At 71.0% G+C, this 22,720-nt stretch carries 23 protein-coding genes; 14 read left to right on the plus strand and 9 right to left on the minus strand.

The window, feature by feature from the left end:
* Positions 1-3: 3 nt before the first annotated feature.
* Entirely contained in the window at positions 4-183 is a 180-nt protein-coding gene (locus BN159_RS06475; RefSeq protein ID WP_041818885.1) for a hypothetical protein, read from the minus strand.
* A gap of 114 nt (positions 184-297) precedes the next feature.
* On the opposite strand from BN159_RS06475, the gene BN159_RS06480 reads away from it, so the two are divergent.
* The gene (locus BN159_RS06480) at positions 298-831 is read left to right on the plus strand and encodes an NUDIX hydrolase (protein ID WP_015656123.1); all 534 of its coding nucleotides are present in this window, start codon (positions 298-300) and stop codon (positions 829-831) included.
* On the opposite strand, the gene BN159_RS06485 is transcribed toward BN159_RS06480, so the two are convergent.
* A complete protein-coding gene (locus BN159_RS06485) occupies positions 809-2,149 on the minus strand; it encodes a tetratricopeptide repeat protein (RefSeq protein ID WP_015656124.1) in 1,341 nt (446 codons plus the stop codon). The two genes, BN159_RS06480 and BN159_RS06485, sit on opposite strands and share 23 nt — an antisense overlap.
* Before the next feature lie 111 nt (positions 2,150-2,260).
* Between BN159_RS06485 and BN159_RS06490 the strand changes: the two genes are divergently transcribed.
* From BN159_RS06490 to BN159_RS06500, 3 genes are all read left to right on the plus strand, one after another.
* On the plus strand, positions 2,261-2,503 hold the full coding sequence (locus tag BN159_RS06490; protein WP_015656125.1) for a hypothetical protein: 243 nt from the start codon (positions 2,261-2,263) through the stop codon (positions 2,501-2,503).
* 250 nt (positions 2,504-2,753) lie between these two features.
* The gene (locus BN159_RS06495; protein ID WP_015656127.1) at positions 2,754-3,197 is read left to right on the plus strand and encodes a glycine-rich domain-containing protein; all 444 of its coding nucleotides are present in this window, start codon (positions 2,754-2,756) and stop codon (positions 3,195-3,197) included.
* Between the two features lie 72 nt (positions 3,198-3,269).
* Positions 3,270-4,112: a protein kinase family protein gene (locus BN159_RS06500; RefSeq protein ID WP_015656128.1), complete on the plus strand. Its 843-nt coding sequence runs from the start codon at positions 3,270-3,272 to the stop codon at positions 4,110-4,112.
* Between the two features lie 117 nt (positions 4,113-4,229).
* Here the strand turns inward: BN159_RS06500 and BN159_RS06505 are convergent, their stop codons facing one another.
* Positions 4,230-5,060, minus strand: coding sequence for a class I SAM-dependent methyltransferase (locus BN159_RS06505; protein ID WP_015656129.1), 831 nt, complete (start codon positions 5,058-5,060; stop codon positions 4,230-4,232).
* A gap of 72 nt (positions 5,061-5,132) precedes the next feature.
* Here BN159_RS06505 and BN159_RS06510 point away from each other — a divergent pair, with 72 nt between their 5' ends.
* The gene (locus tag BN159_RS06510) at positions 5,133-5,735 is read left to right on the plus strand and encodes a TetR/AcrR family transcriptional regulator (protein WP_015656130.1); all 603 of its coding nucleotides are present in this window, start codon (positions 5,133-5,135) and stop codon (positions 5,733-5,735) included.
* 34 nt (positions 5,736-5,769) lie between these two features.
* On the opposite strand, the gene BN159_RS06515 is transcribed toward BN159_RS06510, so the two are convergent.
* The 5 genes from BN159_RS06515 to BN159_RS06535 all read right to left on the minus strand — a co-directional run bounded on the left by BN159_RS06515 (position 5,770) and on the right by BN159_RS06535 (position 11,183).
* On the minus strand, positions 5,770-6,585 hold the full coding sequence (locus tag BN159_RS06515; RefSeq protein WP_015656131.1) for an AfsR/SARP family transcriptional regulator: 816 nt from the start codon (positions 6,583-6,585) through the stop codon (positions 5,770-5,772).
* 289 nt (positions 6,586-6,874) lie between these two features.
* Positions 6,875-8,089 (minus strand): alpha/beta hydrolase family protein, encoded by a 1,215-nt coding sequence (locus BN159_RS06520; RefSeq protein ID WP_015656132.1) that lies wholly within the window; start codon positions 8,087-8,089, stop codon positions 6,875-6,877.
* Positions 8,086-8,769, minus strand: a complete 684-nt coding sequence (locus BN159_RS06525) for a TetR/AcrR family transcriptional regulator (RefSeq protein WP_015656133.1) — start codon at positions 8,767-8,769, stop codon at positions 8,086-8,088. The genes BN159_RS06520 and BN159_RS06525 overlap by 4 nt, the downstream gene beginning before the upstream one ends.
* Before the next feature lie 5 nt (positions 8,770-8,774).
* Complete coding sequence (locus tag BN159_RS06530; protein ID WP_015656134.1) at positions 8,775-10,379, minus strand: MFS transporter; 1,605 nt, start codon at positions 10,377-10,379, stop codon at positions 8,775-8,777.
* A 138-nt stretch (positions 10,380-10,517) separates the two neighbouring features.
* Complete coding sequence (locus tag BN159_RS06535; protein WP_015656135.1) at positions 10,518-11,183, minus strand: 4'-phosphopantetheinyl transferase family protein; 666 nt, start codon at positions 11,181-11,183, stop codon at positions 10,518-10,520.
* Between the two features lie 218 nt (positions 11,184-11,401).
* Here BN159_RS06535 and BN159_RS06540 point away from each other — a divergent pair, with 218 nt between their 5' ends.
* Genes BN159_RS06540 through BN159_RS06575 form a run of 9 tightly spaced genes read left to right on the plus strand, consistent with a single transcriptional unit; the run spans position 11,402 to position 21,898 of the window.
* Positions 11,402-13,210, plus strand: coding sequence for a fatty acyl-AMP ligase (locus BN159_RS06540; protein ID WP_015656136.1), 1,809 nt, complete (start codon positions 11,402-11,404; stop codon positions 13,208-13,210).
* Positions 13,211-13,247: 37 nt separating this feature from the next.
* Entirely contained in the window at positions 13,248-13,583 is a 336-nt protein-coding gene (locus BN159_RS06545) for an acyl carrier protein (protein ID WP_015656137.1), read from the plus strand.
* Entirely contained in the window at positions 13,580-16,630 is a 3,051-nt protein-coding gene (locus BN159_RS06550) for a type I polyketide synthase (protein WP_015656138.1), read from the plus strand. Before BN159_RS06545 ends, BN159_RS06550 begins: the two co-directional genes overlap by 4 nt.
* Positions 16,627-17,649 (plus strand): 3-oxoacyl-ACP synthase III family protein, encoded by a 1,023-nt coding sequence (locus BN159_RS06555; protein ID WP_015656139.1) that lies wholly within the window; start codon positions 16,627-16,629, stop codon positions 17,647-17,649. Before BN159_RS06550 ends, BN159_RS06555 begins: the two co-directional genes overlap by 4 nt.
* Positions 17,646-19,589, plus strand: a complete 1,944-nt coding sequence (locus BN159_RS06560; RefSeq protein WP_015656140.1) for an HAD-IIIC family phosphatase — start codon at positions 17,646-17,648, stop codon at positions 19,587-19,589. Before BN159_RS06555 ends, BN159_RS06560 begins: the two co-directional genes overlap by 4 nt.
* Entirely contained in the window at positions 19,586-19,825 is a 240-nt protein-coding gene (locus tag BN159_RS06565; RefSeq protein WP_015656141.1) for a phosphopantetheine-binding protein, read from the plus strand. The genes BN159_RS06560 and BN159_RS06565 overlap by 4 nt, the downstream gene beginning before the upstream one ends.
* Entirely contained in the window at positions 19,822-19,995 is a 174-nt protein-coding gene (locus BN159_RS45670) for a hypothetical protein (RefSeq protein ID WP_015656142.1), read from the plus strand. Before BN159_RS06565 ends, BN159_RS45670 begins: the two co-directional genes overlap by 4 nt.
* A complete protein-coding gene (locus tag BN159_RS06570) occupies positions 19,992-21,089 on the plus strand; it encodes an alpha/beta fold hydrolase (protein WP_015656143.1) in 1,098 nt (365 codons plus the stop codon). Before BN159_RS45670 ends, BN159_RS06570 begins: the two co-directional genes overlap by 4 nt.
* Positions 21,086-21,898, plus strand: coding sequence for a thioesterase II family protein (locus BN159_RS06575; protein WP_015656144.1), 813 nt, complete (start codon positions 21,086-21,088; stop codon positions 21,896-21,898). The genes BN159_RS06570 and BN159_RS06575 overlap by 4 nt, the downstream gene beginning before the upstream one ends.
* On the opposite strand, the gene BN159_RS42765 is transcribed toward BN159_RS06575, so the two are convergent.
* Positions 21,831-22,715 (minus strand): MBL fold metallo-hydrolase, encoded by an 885-nt coding sequence (locus BN159_RS42765; protein ID WP_015656145.1) that lies wholly within the window; start codon positions 22,713-22,715, stop codon positions 21,831-21,833. The genes BN159_RS06575 and BN159_RS42765 overlap by 68 nt on opposite strands.
* Between the last annotated feature and the right edge of the window lie 5 nt (positions 22,716-22,720).

The following is a 22,720-nucleotide window of genomic DNA, read 5'->3' on the forward strand; positions in this document are numbered from 1 at the left end:
GGTTCAGGCCGCACCAGGTGCCGACCTGGCGTACAACACGACCTCGACGCCGAGGCCAGCCACCGCCAGCGCCTCCAGCCCCGACAGAGCGCCGAGCAGCCCGCCGCCCGGTCCGCCAGCCCAGAACACCACCAACCCCGCCAGCGGCAGCACGCAGAACGCCGTCAAGTGCGCGTCAGCCAAAGGGCCTCGGCACCAGCCGGGAGCATCTCGTCAGGTTGACGCGAAAGAGCTGAATGAGCCTCCCTCTCCCGATCAGTCTGAGATCCTGGGGTCCGATCGAGAGGGGCCGCACGCATGGAGTGGAAGACCCACGGTGAGCGACAGATCTACACCAACAGGTGGGTGAATCTGTGTCTGGTCGATGTTCAGCAGCCTGACGGGCGCAGGTGGGAGTACCACGTCGTTCGCCTCCGGCACCTGGCCGTGGCCGCCGTGGTCAACGACCGGCAAGAGGTTCTAATGATGTGGCGGCATCGCTTCATCACTGACTCGTGGGCCTGGGAGTTGCCCATGGGTCTGGTCGAGGAGGGCGAGACTCCCGAGGAGGCTGCTGGCCGCGAAGTCCTGGAGGAGACCGGCTGGCGCCCTGGTCCCATCAAGCCTCTGATCTACGCCGAACCGGCCAACGGCATCACCGACTCGCAGCACCACGTCTTCCGCGTTGACGGTGCGACCTACGCCGGACCTCCCACGGAGAAGAACGAGTCCGACCGCATCGAGTGGATTCCCCTCTCGGAGATCCGGGGCATGATCGACCGCCGCGAGGTCGTGAGCAGCGGATCGCTCGTCGGCCTGCTCTACCTGCTTATGGACGAAGCGGTCCGCTGACCAGCGGTAGGAGTTCCCGTAGCCGTGCCTCGAAGGCCAGGGCTACGGGCTCCTGCCTGTGGGGAGCCAACTGGTCGTAGAACTCCCTGAGATGGCCTGTCACGCGCTCGGACGCCACGGTCGACGCGGACTCCAGAGCCTGTGTGGCGGTGTGGCACGCCTGGTCAAGCTTGCCCTGGTCCAGTTGCGTACGGGCGAGCCAGAAGGCGTGAAACGCACGGCCACGCTGATTGCTGCGGTCTTCCCGCCGCAGAGCATCCGCGATCAGTGGCTCTGCGGTCGATGCTTCGCCGAGTCGGCCATGGGCGATGCCGGTGTCCACGATGAGCTTCGGCTCGTCGAAGTAGGCCACCCATGACGGGTCGGGATCGCTCTGCCGGATCTGCTCGAAATGGCTGTGTGCTTCCCCGATCGCCTGGTGGGTGGCATCCCGGTTGCCGAGGGTGGCATGCGCGAAGGCTTCGCGCATCGACAGCATGGACAGAACGCGCGGGGTGGTGTCGAGTGCGGAGCGGGCCTGGTCCTGGGCAGCGGTCACGAGTGCCAGGGAGTCTGCGGGCTTGTCCTGGTAGGTGCCCTGCAAGCTCATGCAGGCTAGGACGTTGGCCATGAACTGGCGGTCGTCGATCTCCTTGGCGAGTTGCAGGGCTTCGGTGAAGTAGGCGCGGGCTTGGCTGTACTGGCGGGCGTCGAAGTAGGTCCAGCCGGTGAGGCGTGCCAGTTCGGCTGCGATGCCGTACAGGCCGTTTTGGATGGATGGTGGCCGGTGCTCTTTCAGGAGTCCGACGACGTAGCGGAGCTGGCCGACGATGGCCGGCCGCAGCGCTTCGCCGCCGTGCTGGTTGTCCCGTCGCCAGTAGTCCTCGATGGAGGAGCGGAAAGCCTCAAGTGTGGCTGTGCTCAAGCTTGTTCGGGTGGCCAAGGCCAAGATGCTGTCCACATCGGGGCCTGGTAAGGACGTGGTGGCTTGCTGTTCGGGCTCGGGTAGCTGGGGTAGCGCTCGCTCGGCGACCACAAGGGCCTGAGGGGTCTCCCACTGTCGGCGGGCGAGCCCGAGCATGTCTCCGGGGATGCGCAAGCCATCTGCGATGCGCTCGATCACGTCCATGTGCTGCAACTGGCGTTTCCCTGCGATGACTTCGCCAACGCGACTGGGTGTCAGATCGCATCGCCTGGCAATCATCGACGGGTAGATGCCTGCCTTGATCTTGACCAGCCGGAACACTCTGGAGAAGTCCCGCACTCGACACGCGTCGATCATCTCGGGATCGGTGAGCAGCCTGGCAGGCAGTTCCTGCGGCCGGTCGGCGTCGGGCATTGGGCGGCTCCCCCTGCGAGGGCTACGCAACGTTGTTGGGACTCTACTTGCCGCGATGTTACCCAAGTTGGGTAATCAGCCTGACCTTCTGGCGGCGGCTCCCGGAACGCGATGCTCCTGCACATGGCGAGCAACCAGCAGACCAGACCAGACATCGGTGACCTGGCGAAGGACCGCGTCAGGGGATGTATCGGCATCGTCATGGGTGAGATCGGCGGCCGGGTCCAGATAAGGCCCATCGGTGGCGGCGTTGAGTGGGATGCCTTGCCGAGCAACGTGGTGGCGCCGAGTGCGCGGGAGGAACTGAGCGCACGTCTGGCCATCAAGAACGCCAGCAGCCGGGACGGCCTGTGATGCGCGCCATCGGCCAGTACGCGGGTGTCCTGCTCATCGTCATGATCAGCGGGTCGTGCGGCCTGGTGATCGGCATGGCTTTTGCCATGAGCCTGTAGACCGGCCGCCCGAACGCAGGCCAGGTTCCTGGCTCCCCCTTTCCCCGTTCGGGGCGGCCACCCCAGCCCGCCTCCTGGTCGTCCCTGAGTCAAGCTCGGCGGCCCCATCGGGCGGTCTGTCCCACGCACCGTCACACACGAGGAGTTTTCGCATGACGGCAACGGCGAACGATCAAAGGACCGGTCGCGCGGTGGCCGGCGAGGAGCTGTTCGAGAGCCTCGCCAACTTCGTGGTCATCCACAACAGGCAGTCGCCCGAGCGTGCCGAGCGGATCGCCGACCAGGCGGTCGCGTTCCTGGTCACGGCGGCCACTGCCACCGTCCCCATGGTTCCGTCGGACGATGTGGACCTCGGCCTGCACGCGCTCATCCTGCACACCAAGGGCTACGCCGAACTGTGCGAGGAATACGCGGGCCGCTTCCTGCACCACAATCCCGAGCCCGGTGGACCAGGCCGCGACCCGCAGATCGTCGCTGCGTCGGTGCGTGCCATGAAGGCGGCCGGGTTCCTGGTCTTCGATGACCTGTGGACGGTCAACGGCGCGAACCTCGCGCAGTGCGATTCGGACTGCGGCCGACCGTACGGTCAGGCGTAGCACCCACCACGTCGGCGGCGCGGTCGGTTTCGGCTTCTGGTCGGCCGCGTGCGCCTGGAAGGAGAACAGACGTTGTCCGGCTCAACCCCTGAACTGCCGATCGTGGTGCTCGACGCGCTCATGCCCACCACTCAGCGCCTGGTCCTCAAACGTCGGGGCTCCATGGTCTGGGATGTGGAGGGCCCCCGGGGCCGCTACGCCGTAAAGGTCGGCTATTCGATCGAGGCCACGGCCGACTGGCCCGCCCAGCCCTGGACCGCGCTCGCCCCCGCCCGCGAGGGTGCAGTCCTACAACGCCTCGGCATCGAGGAGATCGCCTACGGCGAATGGGAGCACGGAACGTGGAACTTCCAGCCGTGGCACGAAGGGCCGGACCTGTACAGGCTGTGGGCCTCCTGCCGTGAGCAAGGCTCGTCCAACACGCCTGACGCCAGTGTGGCGCTGGAATGCGCCGAGGCACTGGCCGAACTCCACGCGAAGGGCTGGGCACACGGCGACGTGCAGCCCGCGCACTTCATCATCGGGCTGGAGCGGACCCATCTCATTGACCTCGCCCTTGCCAGGGGCGGGCACGTGCCCGAGGGCTACGACTTCCCGTTCCGCGGCTGCCTCGTCCACTACGAGGCACCCGAGATCGCGCGCAGCGTGCTCGCCACCGGCGAAGCCGAGCCGACACCGGAAGCCGACGTCTACGCCCTCGGCGCCTCCCTGCTCATCTCCGCCACCGGATGGCGCGCGGTCGAGTACCCGGACGATGCTCCGCGCCCCGTCCAGCGCAAGGCCGTGGCCGATGGAAGGCGCCGCCCCGTGAAGGTGCCCGGTGAGCTGGGCAAGGTGATCGACGACATGCTCAGCCACGCTCCCGAAGACCGGCCCACCGTCTACGAAGTGGGTAAAGCCCTGGGCTGCCTCTGAGGCGTCAGTTCACTGGAGCAGTGACCGTATCGGGGAATCAGCAGGGGCATTCGCGCCACCAGTGACCCAGAGGTCTGACCGCAGCCCACCCACCATCTGATGGAGACACGTTCCGAGTCAGGAGGCGTCGGCGCGTACGGCGGTCGTCGCCAGGGTGGTGTAGTGCATGGTGAAGGAGCCGCCCATCGCGTCGATGGCGGTTCCGACCGCGTCGAGGATGTGGGATCTCACGTCGGTGGGCAGTGGGGTGAGGCCGCCGGTCGTAGCAAGCAGGTCCAGCCACTGGTCGCGCGTGTAGGGGTGCTCCCAGTTGAATCGCCACTGTTCGGGGGCGTGGAAGCGTTCCGACTGGCGGATGGCGTCGGCGAATTTCGCATACCCCGCCTGGTACGTGGCCGTCGGACGTCGGGCCGGCTGATGGCTGAGGGGCGAGTCCGGCGCCGCCTGCCGGTAGGCGGCGGCGAACGGCTCGGCCACCTCGGCGGGCGGCTCGTAGAGATGACCGAAGATCGTCAGGCGCCCGCGCGGACGCAGCACCTGGGCCGCCTTGACCGCGCCGACGACCGGATCGACCCAGTGCCAGGACTGAGCCGCGACGACCGCGTCGAACTTCCGGTCGGCCGCCTGCCAGGTTTCGAACGTCGCCACCTCGACCCGAAGGCCACGGCTCCGCGCGAACTCGGCCATCCGCTCGTCCGGTTCGACGCCGAGGACCGTGCAGCCGGCGGCCTGGAACTGGCGGGCCGCGATACCGGTGCCACAGCCCACGTCGAGCACCTCGGGCCCAGGGCTGCCGGAGACGATGCGCGCCACCATTGGGTCGGGGTAGCCGGGCCGGGCCCGGTCGTAGCGTTGTGCGTCCGTACCGAACGACTCGGCCGTCCGCCGGGCCGTGTGCGGCTCGGCTCGGGACGGCGGTTCCGGTTGCTCTCGCGATAAGGTGGGCATGCGCCCACCTTAGTGGGCACATGCCCACTGGACAACGGATGCCGGCGGATCGACGTACGAGAGGGGCCGAGAGTGCCAACCGGTGTGCACCTTCGTGACGCACGGCAGCAGTTGTTCGACGCTGCCGAGCGCGTGCTGCTGCGGGACGGGCCGAACGCGCTGACCAGCCGGGCCGTCACCGACGAGGCGGGCTGCGCCAAGGGCGTCCTGCACCGGCACTTCAGCGACTTCGACGCCTTCCTCACCGACTTCGTGCTCGACCGGGCCGCGCAACTGGAGGAACGGACGCGGGCGCTGGGTGAGTCCGTCGGCGCCGACACGGTGGCCGGCAACCTCACCACCGCGCTGACCACCCTGTTCGGACCGGTGCCGGTGGCGATCATCCCGCTCATCACCTTCCGGGACGAACTGCGGGCCCGTCTGCGGCAGTCCAGGCCCGGCGGCGGCATCGCCATCCTCTCCCAGGCCACGACCGCGATCTCCGCCTACCTGGCCGACGAGCGTGAACTGGGCCGCATCGCGGCCGACGCCGACATCGACTCACTCACGCTCTCCCTGGTCGGTGGCGGTCACCTGCTGTTCGCGGACCGCGACCCCGGCCCGCCGCAGCCGGCGACCGTGCACAAGCTCGTGACCACAGTGCTCGCCGACGTGGTGCAGCGGCGGCCACACTGAGGGGCGAAAACACGGCAACTCCCGTGCCGTGCGGTCACCGCAGGGCCGGAATGACCCCGGCGGCCTCCAAGCGGGCCGGGTCCGCTCGCAGAATCGCCTCGTGGGCGAGACGTAGCGACGGGCCGGGCTCGACGCCCAGTTCCTCTCTGAGCACCCGGCGGGCACTGCGGTACGCCGCGAGCGCGTCGCCCTGGCGGTTCGCCCGGTACAGGGCGACCATCAGCTGGTGGTGGAAGGGCTCCCGCAGCGGGTGCTGGAGGACCAGGCCGCGCAGTTCCTCGATCATCTGGTGATGGCAGCCGAGAGCCAGCGCCGACGCCATCCACAGTTCTGTGCAATTCAGCCGTTTCTCGTCCTGGACCGTGGTGAACGAATCGATGACCAGCGAGCCGGGAATGCCCTCCAGAACCGGGCCGCGCCACAGCGAAAGCGCTCGCCGGAGAAGTTCGGAGGCATGGCGGAAATCAGCCTCCCCGTACCGTTCCCGACCACGACTGTAGAGCATCTCGAATTCATGGAGATCCGTCACCGTCCCGCTCGTGCCAAGAATATATCCGGGCGCCGTCGTGACAATCGGTGACATTCCTTGCGGAGCGCTCAGAATTTTCCGCAGTTGTGATATGTACACGCGCAGGCTCGCCACCGCGCAGCGCGGCGGATCCTGCTCCCACAGCTCCGCCACGAGTTTCTCGCCGGCCACCGGCTCATCTGCCTTGATCAGGAGCAGGGCGAGCAGTTTGGCGAGCTTGGGCGGCTCGGGCGTCAGGTCGGCGCCGCCTCGGGTCACCCGCAGGCGCCCGAGCAGGTCGTAGCGCAGTGGCTGGTCAGCCTGTACAGAGGACAGGGCCACAGCAAACCCCCCAGAATGCGCGGATACGCATTCAACTGATTCTGGTTCCCCCGTCCGTCCCCAGGTCCGGGACGCACCTAGTCGACGATATCGCGACTAGTGCGTGAAGCCTATGCCAGCCCATCTCTCGCTGCCACCCCCTCCCTGTTACACCGCCATTAAAGACAATAGAACTCGGACGCCCGGATTCGAGTCGGGGGAATGAATTCGGCCGCTCGAATTGGACGACAGCCCGGCCTGCTCACCCAGGGCCGGGCTGTCTGCCCTGCACGGTCCGTGGCCAGGACGGTCAGACCCCGACCGCCCGTTCCGTCTCAACGGTCTTGGTCAGCCACGAGAACAGCCGGTCGTGGAAGAGCCGCATGGCCCCCGAGTGGCAGTGCGCTCCGCCGCCCCCGTCCGCGGTGAACACCTCAAGCGTCTTGGGCGCGTTCAGTCCGGTGTAGACCTTCTTGGCGTGTTCCAGTCCGGCGAAGAACATGTCCTCTTCCGCGTCCATGACGAGCACGGGACAGCTCACCCGTCCGATGACGTCGGACAGCCCGAACTCGGGCAGCCGACGCAACAGTCCGGCCGGGGTGTCGGCGCCGAAGGTCCACAGCGCGTGCCGGAGCAGCCAGCGGGTGAAGGTCTGCTGGGCGGCGATCCCCCACATGACCGGATTGGCGAAGTCGTCGTGTCCCTGCTCGACCCACTCATGCACGAACGGCGGCAGGGCGACGACATCGCCCAGTTGCCAGACTGCGTCGTGGGCGACGCAGGCGGCCAGTCGGTGCTCGAAGGCAGCCGCCCGCAGCGCGAGCAGGCCGCCGAGGCTGGTGCCGATCAGCGCCAGGCGGTCGGGATCCACCCCGGGCAGGGACCGTGCATGGTCCACGACCGGGGTGACGACCTCCTCCCAGTCGGGCCGGAAGACCAGGCCCTGGTCGCGCAGGACGGAGCCCTGTCCGGGCCCTTCGAAGCAGAGGCAGTTCCAGCCGTGGGCGAGGGCCGCGGCGGCCACGAAGAAGTAGCCTTCCTCCACCGTGGAGTCGAGCCCGCCGTGGTGGATGATCGTCGGCCGGGGCACGTCGGAGTCGTCGACCCGGTACAGGTAGGCGGGCAGTGAGGTGTCCTCGTAGGGGATGCGGATGAACTGCGGTGGGCGCTCCATGAGTTCGGCGGCGTCGGCGAAGGTCTCGCGGGACAGGCGCATCAGCCGTAGGGCCTCCGCGCCGCGCGGGTCGTCGCGCTCGAAGAACTCGGCGGTCCGGTAGTAGTTGTGCGCCCGCAGCAGCGCGGCGCGGGCCGAGTCGGTGCGGCCCTCGCCGCGTGCCGTGACGGCCAGGCCGTGGACGCGTTCGGCGAGCGAGGTCCAGGCCTGCCGCCAGGAGGCGGTGTCTCCGCCGGAGATCCGGGAGGCGACCGCAACCACCTCGCCGAGTTGCGCACCGCCGTAGTCGGCATAGCCGGCGGCGCGTAGTGCCTGGTAGTCGAAGGCTGGGTCGTCGAACAGGAACTTCATGGCAGCGGCTCCTCAGCGTGGGGAAGGTGCTCCGGTGTCGTGCCCGGGCTTGTCCCGGGCCGGCTCGTGCGGGTTCCGTTCAGGAAGGCGTCGACGATGCGTTCGGCGAACACCGCCGATTCCACGGGGCGTTGACGCAGGATCAGGCGGGCGGCCATCGGGCCGGTGAGCATCTCGACGGCATCGTCCAGGTCGAGGTCGGCGCGGAGCTCGCCGCTGTCGATGCCGTCCGCCAGGACCCGTAGAAAGGCCTCGTGCCGGGCGGCGACGACCGTGTCCTCGAAGCGCTCCACGAGTTGCGGGCGGCGTACCGCCTCTCCGAGCAGGCTGCCGATCAGCCGGTGCAGATTGGTGTCCTGGCCGCGGTGGCGCAGCTGGTCGACGAGCGTCACCAGCCGGTCCCGCAGGCTGAGTCCGTCCAGCGGCGGCACGGGCAGGTCGAGGCTGCCCAGCGCGGCGAGCACCAGTTCTTCCTTGTTGCGCCAACGGCGGTAGATGGTGGCTCGGGCGACGCAGGCGCGCTGGGCGACCAGGTCCATGGACAGGTCGCCGAAGCTGCACCCCTCACTGAGCAGGCCCAGGGTGCTGTCCAGGATCGCCTGGTCGGCGGCGGGGTCGCGCTGGCGGCCGCCCCGGGGGACGGGTCCCGGGGCGGCCGCGGGTGGGTCGACGTGGGGCATACGGCTCAGACCTCCGTGGTGTGGACTTCTCGCGTGGTCGCCTCCTGGCCGCCGGGTGCCCTGATGGCCGTACGGGAGGGCAGGAACAGCAGGCTGACGAGGGCGCCGAGGAAGGTGACACCGACCGCGACGAGGGCCGTGAGGTGCATGGCGGAGACGAACGCGTCGACGGCCCGGCCGGCGAGCGGTGCACCTCGCGGGCCCAGGTCCTCCGCGGCGGTGAGGGTGGCGGCGATGGACTCCCCGGCGCTGTCGCGGAGCGGGGCGGGCAGCGGCGTCAGGTGGTCCTCGATCCGGGAGCGGTAGGCGAGGGAGAGCACCGAGCCGAGGACGGCGACACCGAGGGCGCCGCCGACCTGCCGGAAGGTGGTGGTGACGGCCGATCCGGTGCCCGCCCGGTCCGAGGAGACGGCGGACATGGCGGCCGAGGTCGCGGGCGGCATGACGCAGGCGATGCCGATGCCCATGACGAAGAGGACGGACTCGATCACCCACACCTCGGTCCGCTCGTCGATGCCCGCCACGGCGAGGAAGGCCAGCGAGGTGAGCAGCATGCCCACGGCGCACACCGGCCCGGTTCCGATCCGTTTGGCCGCGAGCGTGGCCGGTGCCGAGCAGCCCAACTGCGCCAGGGCCAGGGGCAGCAGCAGGCACCCGGCCTCGAGCGGCGTCCAGCCGCGCACGCTCTGGAGATAGAACACCAGGAAGAAGGTGGCGCCGAGCAAGGCGAAGAAGACCAGGCAGATGACCGTCACCGCAGCCGAGAAGCGGCGGTCGGTGAACAGGGCGAGGTCCAGCGCGGGCCGCTCGATGCGGTGTTCCCAGAGGGCGAACAGGCCCAGGATCAGCAGACCCCCGAGGATCGGCCCCCAGACGACGGCCTCCGCCCAGTTGTCCGACTCACCGCCCCGGATCACGCCGTACACCAGAGAGGTGAGCCCGGCGACGGACAGCACGGCGCCGAGCGGGTCGAGACCGCCGCGTCCGGGGTCCTTGGACTCGGGGACGACGTAGAGCGCGGCGGTGGCGCCGATCAGTACGACGGGCAGGTTGACCAGGAACACCGAGCCCCACCAGAAGTGTTCGAGCAGCGCGCCACCGGTGATCGGCCCGAGCGCGATGGCCAGTCCGGCGGCGCCCGCCCACAGACCGATGGCCTTGGCACGCTCGGCGGGCGGGAAGACGGCCATGATGATCGCCAGGGTGGCCGGCAGCACCAGGGCGGCCCCGACTCCCAAACCCGCCCGCGCGACGATCAGTTCGTCGGCGCTGCTGGCGTAGGCGGACCACACGGAACAGGCGCCGAAGACGGCAAGTCCGGCCAGCAGGACGCGTTTTCGTCCCCAGCGGTCGGCGAGCGCGCCGGTGGTGAAGAGCAGCGCGGCGAAGACCAGGGTGTAGGAGTCGATGGACCACTGCAATGCGCCCGGCGAGGCCCCGAGGCCCTCGGGCGCGGGCTCGGCCAGGGTTTTCAAGGCCACGTTGAGGATCGACGTGTCCAGGACCACGAGCAGCAGGCCGACCAGGAGCACCGCGAGCACGCGCCAGCGGTGCGGGTGCGCGGTCTGCGAGGTGGGGCCAGGGGGCGTGCGGCGAGACTGAGGTGTCACGGATGTCCGCTCCTCGGTGAGAAGAGGGTGATCGTGAGCTGAGTGCCGTTCGGCGCCGTGGCCTTGACGCTAGACCCGGCGAGCAATCGAGTCAACGGTGTATCGAAACACTGTTGACTCGATTGCCGAAGCCGGTGGTTACAGACCGTCAGGCCCCAATGCGCGGGCGACGACGAAGCGGTCCATGACCGGATCGCACCGCAACCGCCAACCCGGCGCGGAAGGTTCCAGCCACCAGCCGTCGCCCGGGACGGGCCGGGGGCGGAGGCGTGCGAAATCGTGCGCAAGACCGACGCCGAGCGCCTTGGTGTAGGCCTCTTTGAGCGTCCACAGCCGTACCAGCAGCGCATTGCGTTCGGCGGGCGGCAGTTCGCGCAGCTCGGCCAGTTCCTCCGGGTGACAGAACCTCTCGGCGAACCCGGGCGCCAGCAACGGGCGGTCCCGCGCCTCCACGTCCACGCCGATGCGACGACCGTGCGCCACGCCGACGACTAGCACGTCGGCCGTATGACTGATGCTCACGTCCAGCCCCGAGGGGGCGCGCAGGACCGGCCGCCCATGGCCGTCGCGGTCCAGGACCACACGGTGGGGTGAGGTGGCGGCGGCCGCCGCCACCGCTTGGCGCAGCAGCCGCCGGGAGCCCAACGACCGTGCCCGGCCCACGGTTTCGCCCGCGGGCACACCGAGCGCCCGCGGCCGTACGTCCAGCCGGCCCAGGCAGACGGCATGCCCGCCGGGAGGCAGCGGACCGGCCGGGAGTGCTCCCACCGCGGTCCCCTCGCCGGGTACGTCCGCTTCGCCCACACAGCCCTCCTCGCGTCGACGCTTCAGGCACCGCGTGCCAGCACGGTACGTGTCCCCGCGCGCACCCATCGTCGCAACCGGCCATGCCTACAACCCCAAACCCTTGACGTGCGCACCAATTTTCGCTTTACGCCGTCTTTTCACGACACCTCAAGGCTTGGGGCAATCGGATGGCACTCGGTGCCGCCGCAAGGATCGGTTCTGGGAGAGGACAGCCCGTGCCACACCAGCTTCAGTACCGGACGATGACGGACGCCGTACGCACCGGCGTGGAACGCCATCCTGAGCGGCCCGCGTTCGTGTACCTGCACGAGGACGGCCCGGACATGCGGCCCGAGCAGCTCAGCTACGCCGAACTGGACCGCCGGGCCCGCTCGGTGGCCACCAGGCTCCAGCACGCGTCCCAGCAAGACCGCTCGCGTCCGGTCCTGCTGCTCTACCCGCCGACCCTGGACTTCGTCACGGCCTTTCTCGGCTGCTTCTACGCGGGGCGCACCGCCATCCCCGCACCCCTGCCCGACGAGCCGGGCGAACGACTGGCCCGGGTCCACGGGATCCTGCGGGACGCCGACGTGGGCGCGGTGCTGACCCTGCCGAAGTACCGGCAGGCCATCGCGGCCTGGCTGGCCGCAGCGGGAGAGCAGGACGTGCTGTGCCTGGCGACCGGCGCGGACGCCGAGGAGACGGCCGACCCCGACCTGTGGACCCCGCCCCGCGTACGCGACACGGATGTGGCCTTCCTCCAGTACAGCTCCGGCTCCACCAGCGAGCCGAAGGGCGTCATGGTCACGCACGCCAACCTCGCCGCCAACGAGGAGGCCATCCGCGGCGCCATGGTGACCCCGGACGGCGTGGTGGCCGGCAGCTGGCTGCCGCTCTACCACGACATGGGGCTCATCGGCATGACCCTGCAACCGCTGTGGGTGGGCGGCACCAGCGTGCAGATGTCCCCGATCGCCTTCATCAAACAACCGCACCGCTGGCTGCGCATGATCCACGACTACCGGGTCGAGGGCACCGCATCCCCCAACTTCGGCTACGAACTGTGCACCCGCCGCGTCACCGAGGAACAGTCCGCCGACCTGGACCTGTCCAGCCTGCGGGTGGCCCTCAACGGGGCCGAGCCGGTGCGCGCCGAGACCCTGCGCGCCTTCGTCGGCCGCTTCGCGGGCAACGGGCTGCGTCCGCAGGCGATCCGGCCCTGTTACGGCCTGGCGGAGAACACCCTGCTGGTCTCCAGCGGCGACACCGAGGCCCCCCACCTCGAACTCACCGTGGACGCCCGCGCCCTGGAGCAGGACGAGCTGCGGCCCGCCCGTAGCGACCGTGCCGACCGCACCCTGGTCGGCTGCGGCCGGCCGAAGGACACCGAGGTGCTGATCGTGGACCCGGTGACCCTGCGGGTGCTGCCCGACGGCCAGGTCGGCGAGATCTGGCTGCGCGGCCGATCGGTGGCCTCCGGCTACTGGAACCGGAAGGAGCTCACCGCCGAGACCTTCCGGGCCGTGACGGCGGACGGCCGCGCGGGCTACTTTCGCACCGGTGATCTCGGGGCCCTGCTCGACGAGGAGCTCTACGTCACCGGGCGGATCAAGGAGATGCTGATCCAGCACGGCCGCAACCTCTACCCGCAGGACATCGAGCAGGCCGTACAGGAGTCCGGGGAGGCGTTCCGGCGCGGCGGAGGCGCGGTGTTCACCGTCACCGACGAGGCGTCCGAGCGCGCGCACGTGGTCGTGGTGCAGGAGTTGCGGGCCCCCGCCGTCGAGGCAGCGGACCTGGTCCAACTCGGCGCCTCGGTCCAGTCCTTGATCAGCCGTCAGTTCCAGTTGCCCGCCGTGAGCGTGGTGCTGGTGCGCCCCGGAGCGATCCGTAGGACCACCAGCGGCAAGACGCAGCGCACCCTCATGCGGCGGCTCTTCCTCGACGGCAGCCTGCCGGTGCTGCACCAGCGGCTTCAGCCGCCGGTCGCCGCCCTGGTCACCGCCCCGGGCGAGGCACCGGAGCCCGCCGTCACCCGTCGCTGAGTTCTGCAGGCACCAGCCCCTGAGAGGAAGAAACGCCATGAGCATCGCCCCCGACACCCGAGGCGCCCGTCGCGCCGGACCCGTGGACCGGCCCTCGCCTCGCGGAACGGCACCCGACCTCGAACTGTGGCTGACCGGGCGAGTCGCCTTCCACCTGCGCAGGACCGCCGACGAGATAGACCCGGACACCCCGCTCGCCGACTACGGCATCGACTCCGTCGCGGCGATCAGCATCTGCGGCGAGATCGAGGAGACGTACCGGATGGCGGTCTCCCCCACCATCGCGTACGACTTCCCGACGGTCCACGCGATCGCGTCCCATGTCGCCGAACGCCTGGCCGACCGGGCTGCGGGCCGCGAGGACCCGTCATGAGCGTGCGCGAGCCCATCGCCGTAGTCGGTCTCGACTGCCGTTTCCCCGGCGCCCGGGACGCACAGGAGTACTGGGCACTCCTCATGGACGGACGCGACGGCACCGGCCGGGTGCCCGAGCGGCGCTGGGACGCTGAGCGCTACCACGTCGCCGCCCCGTCCACCGCGCAGGGCGCCCCCGGCAGCCGGCCGCCCGGCCGCAGCAACACCGTGCGCGGCGGCTTCATCGACGACCCCGACGCGTTCGACCCCGCCTTCTTCGGGATCGCACCGCGCGAGGCCGCCGCGATGGACCCGCAGCAACGGCTGCTGCTCCAGTGCTCGTGGCGGGCCGTGGAGGACGCCGCCGTCGCACCGCAGGACCTGGCCGGCACGGCGACCGGCGTGTTCGTCGGAGTGATGGCCAGCGAGTGGGCGCATCTGGCGCTCCGGGACTACGACCGGATCACCGCCCGCCACGGCTCCGGCAACGGCTACTTCATGGCCGCGAACCGCGTCTCGTACCACCTCGACCTCAAGGGCCCGAGCCTTGCGGTGGACACGGCCTGCTCCTCCTCGCTGGTCGCCGTGCACCTCGCGATGAACTCGCTGCGCTGGGGCGAGTGCGACCACGCCCTGGTGGCCGGCACCAACCTGATCATGACGCCGGTCATCAACATCTTCTACACCCAGGCCGGTCTCTCGGCGCCCGACGGCCGGTGCAAGCCGTTCAGCGCGGCGGCGGACGGGATCGGGCGCGCCGAGGGCGTGGCGGTGCTCGTGCTGCGCCGCCTCGGCGACGCGCTGGCGGACCGTCAGCCGGTGTACGCCGTGCTGAAGGAGACCGGGAGCAACCAGGACGGCCGCAGCAACGGCATCACCGCGCCCAACCGCTGGGCTCAGGAGCAGCTGATCGAGTCCGTGTGGGAGCGGGCCGGCATCACCGCCGACGACATCGGGTTCATCGAGGCGCACGGCACCGGCACGCTGCTCGGCGACTTCATCGAGGCCCAGGCGCTCGGCCGGCTGACCGCTGCCCGCAGCGGCGGCAGCGTCGCGCTGGGCTCGGTCAAGAGCAACTTCGGGCACGCCGAAGGCGCGGCCGGCATCGCCGGACTCATCAAGACCGTCCTCGCGCTGCACCACCGTACGGTGCCGCCGAGCCGGTACGCCCACGACGAGAACCCGCGGTTGGACCTGCCCGGACAGCGGCTGAACCTGCTCAGGTCGCCGCTCAGGCTGGGCTCCGGCACGGTGCATGCCGCGGTGAGCAGTTTCGGCATGGGCGGCAGCAACGCCCACGCGGTGCTGGCCTCAGCGCCCCGGACGGTCCATCGGACCCGCCCCGGTGCGCCGGGCGTGTTCACCGTCTCCGCCCGGGGCGCGGAGCGGCTGCGGGCCAATCTGCTCGCCCAGGCCGAGGCCCTCGCCCGCCGTCCGGGCGACCAACTGGCGCAGGTGTGCTGGACCAGCAACCGGGTCAAGTCCCGGCTGCCGCAACGGGTGGCCGTCGCCGCCGCCGACCTGCCCACGCTGGTGGCGGGGCTCCGGGAGGCGGCACACCGGGTGGACGGGACCGGCCCGGCGGGCACCGCCCGGCGGGCGGCCCCGTCGGTGGCGTTCGCCTTCACCGGGCAGGGTGCGCAGGACCCCCGGAACACCGCCTCCTGGTACCGGTCGTGCCCCGCCTACGCACGCCACCTCGACGACGTGGACCGACTGCTCGCCCCGCACACCGGTCGGTCCGTGCGCGACCTGCTCCTCGACGACGCCCCGGAGTTCCACCGCCCGGGACTGGTCCAGCCCGCGCTGTTCGCGGTCGGGTACGCGATGGCCGCCACCCTGGCCGAGGCCGGGATCAGGCCCGCGTACGTCATCGGGCACAGCATCGGCGAGTTCGCGGCCGCCTGCGTGGCCGGAGCGCTCGACCCGGCGGACGCCGCCCGGCTGGTCGCCCGGCGCGGACAGCTGATGGAGACACTGCCCGACGACGGCGGGATGCTCGCGGTGGCCCTCGACGCCGCGGAGGCCGAGCCGCTGCTCGCGGGACGGCAGCGGCTCGGCCTGGCCGCCGCGAACGGCCCCCGCCGCACCGTGATCGCCGGAGACCGCGGTGAACTCACCGCCCTCATCGCCGAGTTGACCGAACGCAAGGTGGCCGCCCGGCCGCTCGCGGTCTCCCATGCCTTCCACTCGCCGCTGATGCTGCCCGTGGTCGACGCGTTCCGCCGCGCCTGCGCGAACACCCCCGACCGGCGTCCGAACCTTCCGGTCTTCTCGACCGTCCACGGCCGGGAGCTGACCGGCGAGGAAACCCTTGACGCCGACTACTGGGCGGCACAGATCACCGCCCCGGTGCGGTTCGCCGAGGCCGCCCACGCACTGCTCGCCACCGACGTCACCCACGTGGTGGAGATCGGCCCGGCCGCGGTGCTCACCCCGCTGCTGGCCCGGCTGCGGACGGAGACCGGATCCCCGGTGAGCCTGCACGCCGCACATCCCGGCGAGCGTGCCCCGGGGCACCGGCCCCAGCAGTTGTTCGGCGAACTGTGGTGCGCGGGCCTCACCCCCGACTGGGACGTGCTGTACGCCGAGTCCGACCGGCTGCCCCGTCGGCTGCCGCCCTATCTGTTCGACACCTCGTTCCGCGCCTGGCGCTCCGGCGCCGCCCCGGATCATCCGGAACCGTCCGCGCCCCCCATCCCCCTTGGCGCGGACGCCGCGGTACCGCTGCCCACGGACCGCGATCAGTCGTGTCCGCCGACCCCGGCAGGGGACGTGCCGGACTCCCTCGCCGCACAGGCCCGCCGTCTGGTGTGCCGGGTCGGCGGACACGACCCCGACCTGGTGCACGACGACTCCCGGCTCCATGAGGACCTCGGCTTCGACTCGATCCAGGCCGTGGAGCTGAAGGCCCGGATCGAGCACGAGCTGCCCCACCTCGGCACGCTCCCGGTCGAGGAACTGCTTCAGAGCATGCGCACCGTGGGCGACCTGGTCCGGTATCTGCGCAGCCGCGGCCTCGCCGACACCGCCCTGCCCCTGACCCCGGAAGGAACCGGCCGATGACCGTTCCCACCGCACACCTGGCCTCGGTCGGCACCTGTCTGCCCGGGGAGCCCGTGGACAACGCGACGCTGGCCAAGCTCGTCGGCGTCGACGAGACGTGGGCCGAGATGTTCATCGGCAACACCAGCCGGTACTTCGCCGTCGACCTGGCCACCGGTCAGGTGCGGCACAGCCTGGCCGACATCGCGGCGACCGCCGCCGACCGGGCGCTGGCGCAGGCCGGTCTCGATCCGCGCGACATCGACTGCGTCGTCATGGGCACCGCGACCCCGGACCATCTGATGCCCGCCACCGTGAACCTGGTCGCCGACCGGCTCGGCATCGACAACGCCCCCACCTACCAGCTCCAGTCCGGCTGCGCCGGCGCCGTGCAGGCCCTCGACGTGGCCCGCACCCTGCTGCTGGCCGGGCGCTGCGCCACCGTGCTGGTGATCGGCGGCGACGTGTGCGCCAAGCACTTGGAGCGGGACTTCGATCCCGGTACCCGCACATCCGCCGAACTCGTCAATTACGCCCTCTTCGGCGACGGGGCCGGAGCGGCCGTGCTCAGCGCCGAACCGCTGGGCCCGGGGATCGCGATCCGTCAGGTGCTCAACCGGCTGGTGGGGCTGGGCCGCGAACCCGGCCAGATCATCGACTGGTTCGGGCTCGGTGACCGGCACAGCGACCGTCCGGCGGTCTCGGAGGACTACAAGGCGATCGAGGAGACGGTGCCCCTCCTGGCCCAGCAGATGTTCTGGGAACTCCTCGGCGACCTGGGCTGGGGCGCCGAGGAGGTGGACTTCCTGCTGCCCCCACAGCTCTCCGGCCGGATGAGCGACCGCATCTCGGCGGCCATGCCCGCCCCGGGCGCCCGACGCATCAACGTGGTGCGTTCCGTCGGCAACAACGGCAACGCCCTGCCCTTCCTCCAGCTCGCCGAGCTCCTGGAGCAGTGGGAGAGTCCGGGGCGCGCCGTCGCGGTGGCCGTCGAGTCCAGCAAGTGGATCAAGTCCGGTATCGCGCTGGAGCGCTCATGACCCAGGCCCAGGAACGGATTCCCCTGTCCCCTGCGAGCTGGCACGACCAGGCGTCCCTCGCCGCTTTGCGCGGCCTGTACCGCGCCGGGAGGCTGGCCGAGGAGTACGGCACGGTGCGGGCGCTGCTGTCCCGGATGCCCCGGGCCGACCTCCCGGCCGCGGGCCAGCTGCTGGCCCGGCTCGACCTGGAGGAGGTACGCCGCCACGCCCCCGACCTGCCGGTGGTCTCCATAGCCGTGACGGGCGAGTCCACCGTGGCACCGGTCGTGGGACCGCTCACCGCCGAACTGGCCCGCCATGGGCTGCTGCTGGAGGCGAAGGTCGCGCCGTACGGGTCGTACGTGCAGGACTTGATGCGGCCGGCCGACCCGGCGATGGGCGAGGAGCAACCGCACCTGACGCTGTGCGTGCTCGACGCGCACACGGTCGTCGGCGGCCTCACCGCGCCCTGGCGGGCCGAGGACGTCGAGAAAGCGGCGCGGACCCAACTCGCGCTGCTGACCGCCGCCGTGGGCGCCCATCAGCAGGCGGGTCGCGGGCTGCTCGTGCTCAACACCGTCCCGTTGCACCACCACTTCACCCATCAGCTGATCGACCTGCGCTGCCGGGCCCGGCTCGGCGTGGTGTGGCGGCAGTTCAACAGCGGGCTGCTGTCACTCGCCGCCGAACACCCGGGCGTGGTCGTCATCGACCTCGATCCGCTGATCGGCGAGGGCGTGCCCGCAGCGGAGCCGCGCGCCGCCCAGTACGCCCGGGCGCGGTTGTCCGAGCCGCTGCTGGCCCGCTACGCCCGGGAATCCGCGCACATCGTCCGTGCCCGCCTCGGCCGGACCCGCAAGGTCCTGGTGCTGGACCTGGACGGAACCCTGTGGGGCGGCGTACTCGGTGAGGACGGGCCCGGCGGCATCGAACTCGGCGTGGGGCTGCGCGGCGAGGCCTTCGCGGAGTTCCAGCGGGTGCTCCGGCAACTCGCCGCCCAGGGTGTGCTGCTCGCGGTCAGCAGCAAGAACGACGCGGACGCCGTGAGCCGCACGCTGCGGACGCATCCGGCCATGGTCCTGCGCGAGCAGGACTTCGTGCACGTCAACGCCAACTGGAAGCCCAAGCACGACAATCTCCGGGACATCGCCGAACGGCTCGGACTCGGCCTGGACAGCTTCGTCTTCGCCGACGACAGCCTCTTCGAATGCGGGCTCGTCGCCGAGCAGCTGCCCGAGGTCGCTGTCGTACGCGTCGACGACGAACCCGCCCTGCACCCCTCGGCGCTGCTGGCCGACGGCTGGTTCGACCTGTTCGAGCTGACCGAGGCCGACCTGGAGCGGGCGGACCGCTACCGCACCGAGGCCCGACGGCAGGAGTTCCGCGAGGACTTCGACTCCTACCAGGACTACCTCGACGGGCTCGGCCTGGAGGTCACCCTCCGCCCGCCGGACGAGCCGGACCTCGCGCGAGTCTCCCAACTCACCCTGCGCACCAACCAGTTCCATCTGGCCACCGAGCGACTCCACGTCCCGCAGGTGGCCGACCGGATGACGTACCCGGGACAGTACGTGATCGCGGTGCACGCGCGTGACCGGTTCGGCGACCACGGCCTGGTCGGCGCGCTGTTCCTGCGCCGCGACGGGAAAGTGCTGCGCATCGACAACTTCGCCCTGAGCTGCCGCGTGTTCGCCCGGGGCATCGAGGCCGCCTGTGTGGCCGCGGTGCTTCGATTCGCCCACGACAGCGGGGCGCAGGCCGTGGCGGGCCGCTACCTGCCGTCCCCGCGCAACGCCGCCTTCGCCGCGTTCTACGGCGAGCAGGGCTTCACCCCGGTGGGCACCGACCCGGACGATCCCGACGCCGTCTTCTTCCGGCACGACCTGCGCCACATCGCCCCCGCCCCCGCCCACCTGCGGCTGCACGCCGCGTTCGGGCCCGACACCGGAGACCGCACATGACCACCGCCCTCGCCGGTACGGCGGAATTCCGCACGCTCCTTGAGGAGGAACTCGGCCTGTACCTGGAGGAGGAGGACCTGGACCGGCCGCTGGACGACTTCCCCGACTGGGACTCGGTGCTGCTGCTGCGGCTGGTGACCGTGGTGGAGCGCGTCGTCGGGCGGCGGATCCCGGTGGCCGATCTGCTCGAGGTCAGGACGTTCCGCCAGATGCACCAGGTGGTGACCGAGCCATGACCCCTCCGACGACCGACTCCCCGCCCCAGGAACCCGACGCCTGCCTGCACTTCCACGCGGTGTTCCTCGACACCCACCTGGACCTGGTCTGGTCCCCCGGCCTCGGCAGGCGGATACGAGCCTGTCTCGCCCTGCTCGGCAAAGAGGAAGAGAAAGGAGCAGCCCGATGATCCCCATGGCGGAGCTGCGCAGGTTCGCTCTCCCGCACGCGTACGCCCAGGGCATCCCCGGCGACGTCATCCACCGGGTGACGCACAGCCTCTCCGAGGACACCGAGGGCGCCTGGACCCACACCTGGTCCTCGCTCGCGACGGCGGCCGAGGCACGCGGCCGCGATCTGGACGCGGTCCGCTATTACGCGATGGCCCGCTTCCCGTACGTCGACGGCCCGGACCGGCTCGCGGCGCAGCAGGGTTGTGTGGCGGCCTTCGATCGCTGGCGCAAACGTGCCCGCGGCGTCACCCGGCTCGATCTGCCCTTCGAGGACGCGGGCTTCGCCTGCTGGGCCACCGGCCTGTCCCTGCGGAACAGGCTCCCGCTGATCCTCGTCGTCGGCGGGATCGCCGGCGTCAAGGAACAGTGGGCCCCGGTGCTCGCCGAGTCCGACCGGCTCGGCGCGGCCGTCGTGGTCACCGAGCTGCCGGGGGTCGGCGAGAACTCCCTCACCTACGGAACGGACAGCGTGCGCATGCTCACCTACCTCCTCGATCTGCTCGGCCGCGCGGCCGACACCTCCCGCACCTGCGTCGTCGGTCTCGGCTTCGGCGGGCATCTGGCCCTGCGTCATGTGCTGGACGACGACCGGGTAAGGGGGCTGGCCACCGTCGGGGCGCCGGTGCGGGACTTCTTCGTCCGGGCCGCGCAGCACGCCCCGCTGCCGCAGCTGGTGAACCTCACCCTGTCCCACCTGATGCGTACGCCGGTGGAACGGCTGCCGGCCGCCCTGGCCGACTGGCCGGTGGACGAGGAGCAGCTTGCCGAACTGCGCGTCCCGGTCGCCTGCGTGGCAGGCCGCGACGACGAGATCGTGCCGTACTCCGACGCCCAGCTGCTCGAACGGACCGTGCCGCGCCTGCGACTGGTCGAGAACGACACGCTGGGCGGCCGGCCCGAGCAAGCCGCCGAGACCCGGCTGTGGCTGCTGGCGCAGGCGCTGCGGATGACGGGCACGGCGAGCGCGGTACGCCGGGCGGCCTCGGCCCGCGCCCGCGTCCTGCGCGCCCGGCGCCGGCTGAACCGTACGTCGGCCGGAGCCCCCGTATGACCACCACCGCCGCGGTGCCGTGCCTGAACCGGACGCCCCGTGCGGACGCCCGGCTGCGGCTGTTCTGTTTCCACCACGCGGGCGGCGGGGCCTCGTTCTTCAGCTCCTGGGCCGCCCGCGTCCCGTCCGGCGTGGACGTCCTGCCGGTGCAGCTGCCGGGGCGCGAGGCGCGCTACCGGGAACCCCGCTTTCAGGACGCCGGGGAGCTCGTCGAGACCCTCGCCCGGGATCTCGCCCCCTGCCTCGACGAGGGCCCTTGGGCCGCGTACGGCCACAGCATGGGCGCCTTGGTGGCGGCCGCCCTGGCCACGGCCCGGCTGCGGGCGGGAGGACGCGGCCCCGAGGCACTGTTCCTCGGCGCGTACGCGGCCCCGCACCTGACGCCCACGCTGCCCTTGCCCGACCGGTACGAGGACCGCGAACTGGCCCGGCTGCTGGTCGACTTCGGCGGTATGCACCCGCAGTTCCTGGACCGGGAGGACTGGCTGCGGGTGCTGCTGCCCATCGTCCGGGACGACCTGCGGGTATGCGCGAGCCACAGTAGGGCGGGGCTGCCGGACCCGGACGACGAACAGGCCCGGCTGCCCCTGGCCGTCGAGGCGTTCGCGGGCCTCGACGACCCGTTGGTGGACCCGGCACGGGTGCGCGCGTGGGAGCGGTACGCACACGACTTCCGTCTGACCCTGGTGCCCGGCGGTCACTTCTTCCCTCGTGAGGAGCCCGGCCCCTTCTTCGGCCGGCTCAACCGCTCCCTGGCCCGGCTGCTCGGGGAGCCGCCGCCGGTCGCACCACCCGCGGCACCCGGCTGATCCGCCGCGCGCTGTCGTCGGCGTTCTTCTCGTACAGGGCGCGCTGTTCCTGGATGCCCGGCATGACCCAGGACGGCCGGGCCGAGGAGTCGGCGAAGCGCAGCCCCGGGGTGTCGGGCCCTGCCCCGGTCACGGTGAGCGCGAAGGGCGCCAGGTAGTCGATGCCGCCGTCCGCGGTGAGCCGGAACGGCCGGTCGTGGCCCGGATAGATCACGTCGGACACGTCCAGGATCCGCCCGATGCTGCGCGCGGCCTGGTCGGCGTCCCAGAAGACGAGGGGGTTGCGACCGGTCGTGGCGACGTACGCGAAGTGCAGGGCGTCGCCGGTGATCGTGGCCCGCCCCGCCTCCGTGTGCACCACCAGGCCGATGCTGCCCGGCGAGTGGCCGGGCAGGCCGAGGACCTCGACGCCGGGGATGATCTCCTCCCCGTCCCCGACCTCGCGGACGGGTAGCTGCTCCAGCAGCAGCCCCGTCCAGGCGGGCGTGGCCCAGTCGTTGGCGTGCGGGGTGTGCGCGTACCGGCGCTCGTCGGGGTGGACGACCAGGGTCGCCCCGGGGAACAGGTCGATGTTCTGTACGTGGTCCCAGTGGGCGTGCGTGAGCACGACGGTGTCGATGTCGTCGGCCGACAGGCCGTGGTCGGCGAGCGCGGTCCACAGGAAGGGACGCCGGCCGACGTGGGCGGCGTCGACGAGGATGTTCCGGGGCTGTCCGGCGGCGTCCGGACCGCGGACCAGGAACACTCCGCAGAAGGCGGGATAGCCCTGATCGGTGTCGAGGCCGAAGCCGGGCAGGAGGATGTCGATGGTCGGCATGGAAC

The sequence above is a fragment of the Streptomyces davaonensis JCM 4913 genome (assembly GCF_000349325.1).
In the GTDB taxonomy this organism is placed as follows: domain Bacteria; phylum Actinomycetota; class Actinomycetes; order Streptomycetales; family Streptomycetaceae; genus Streptomyces; species Streptomyces davaonensis.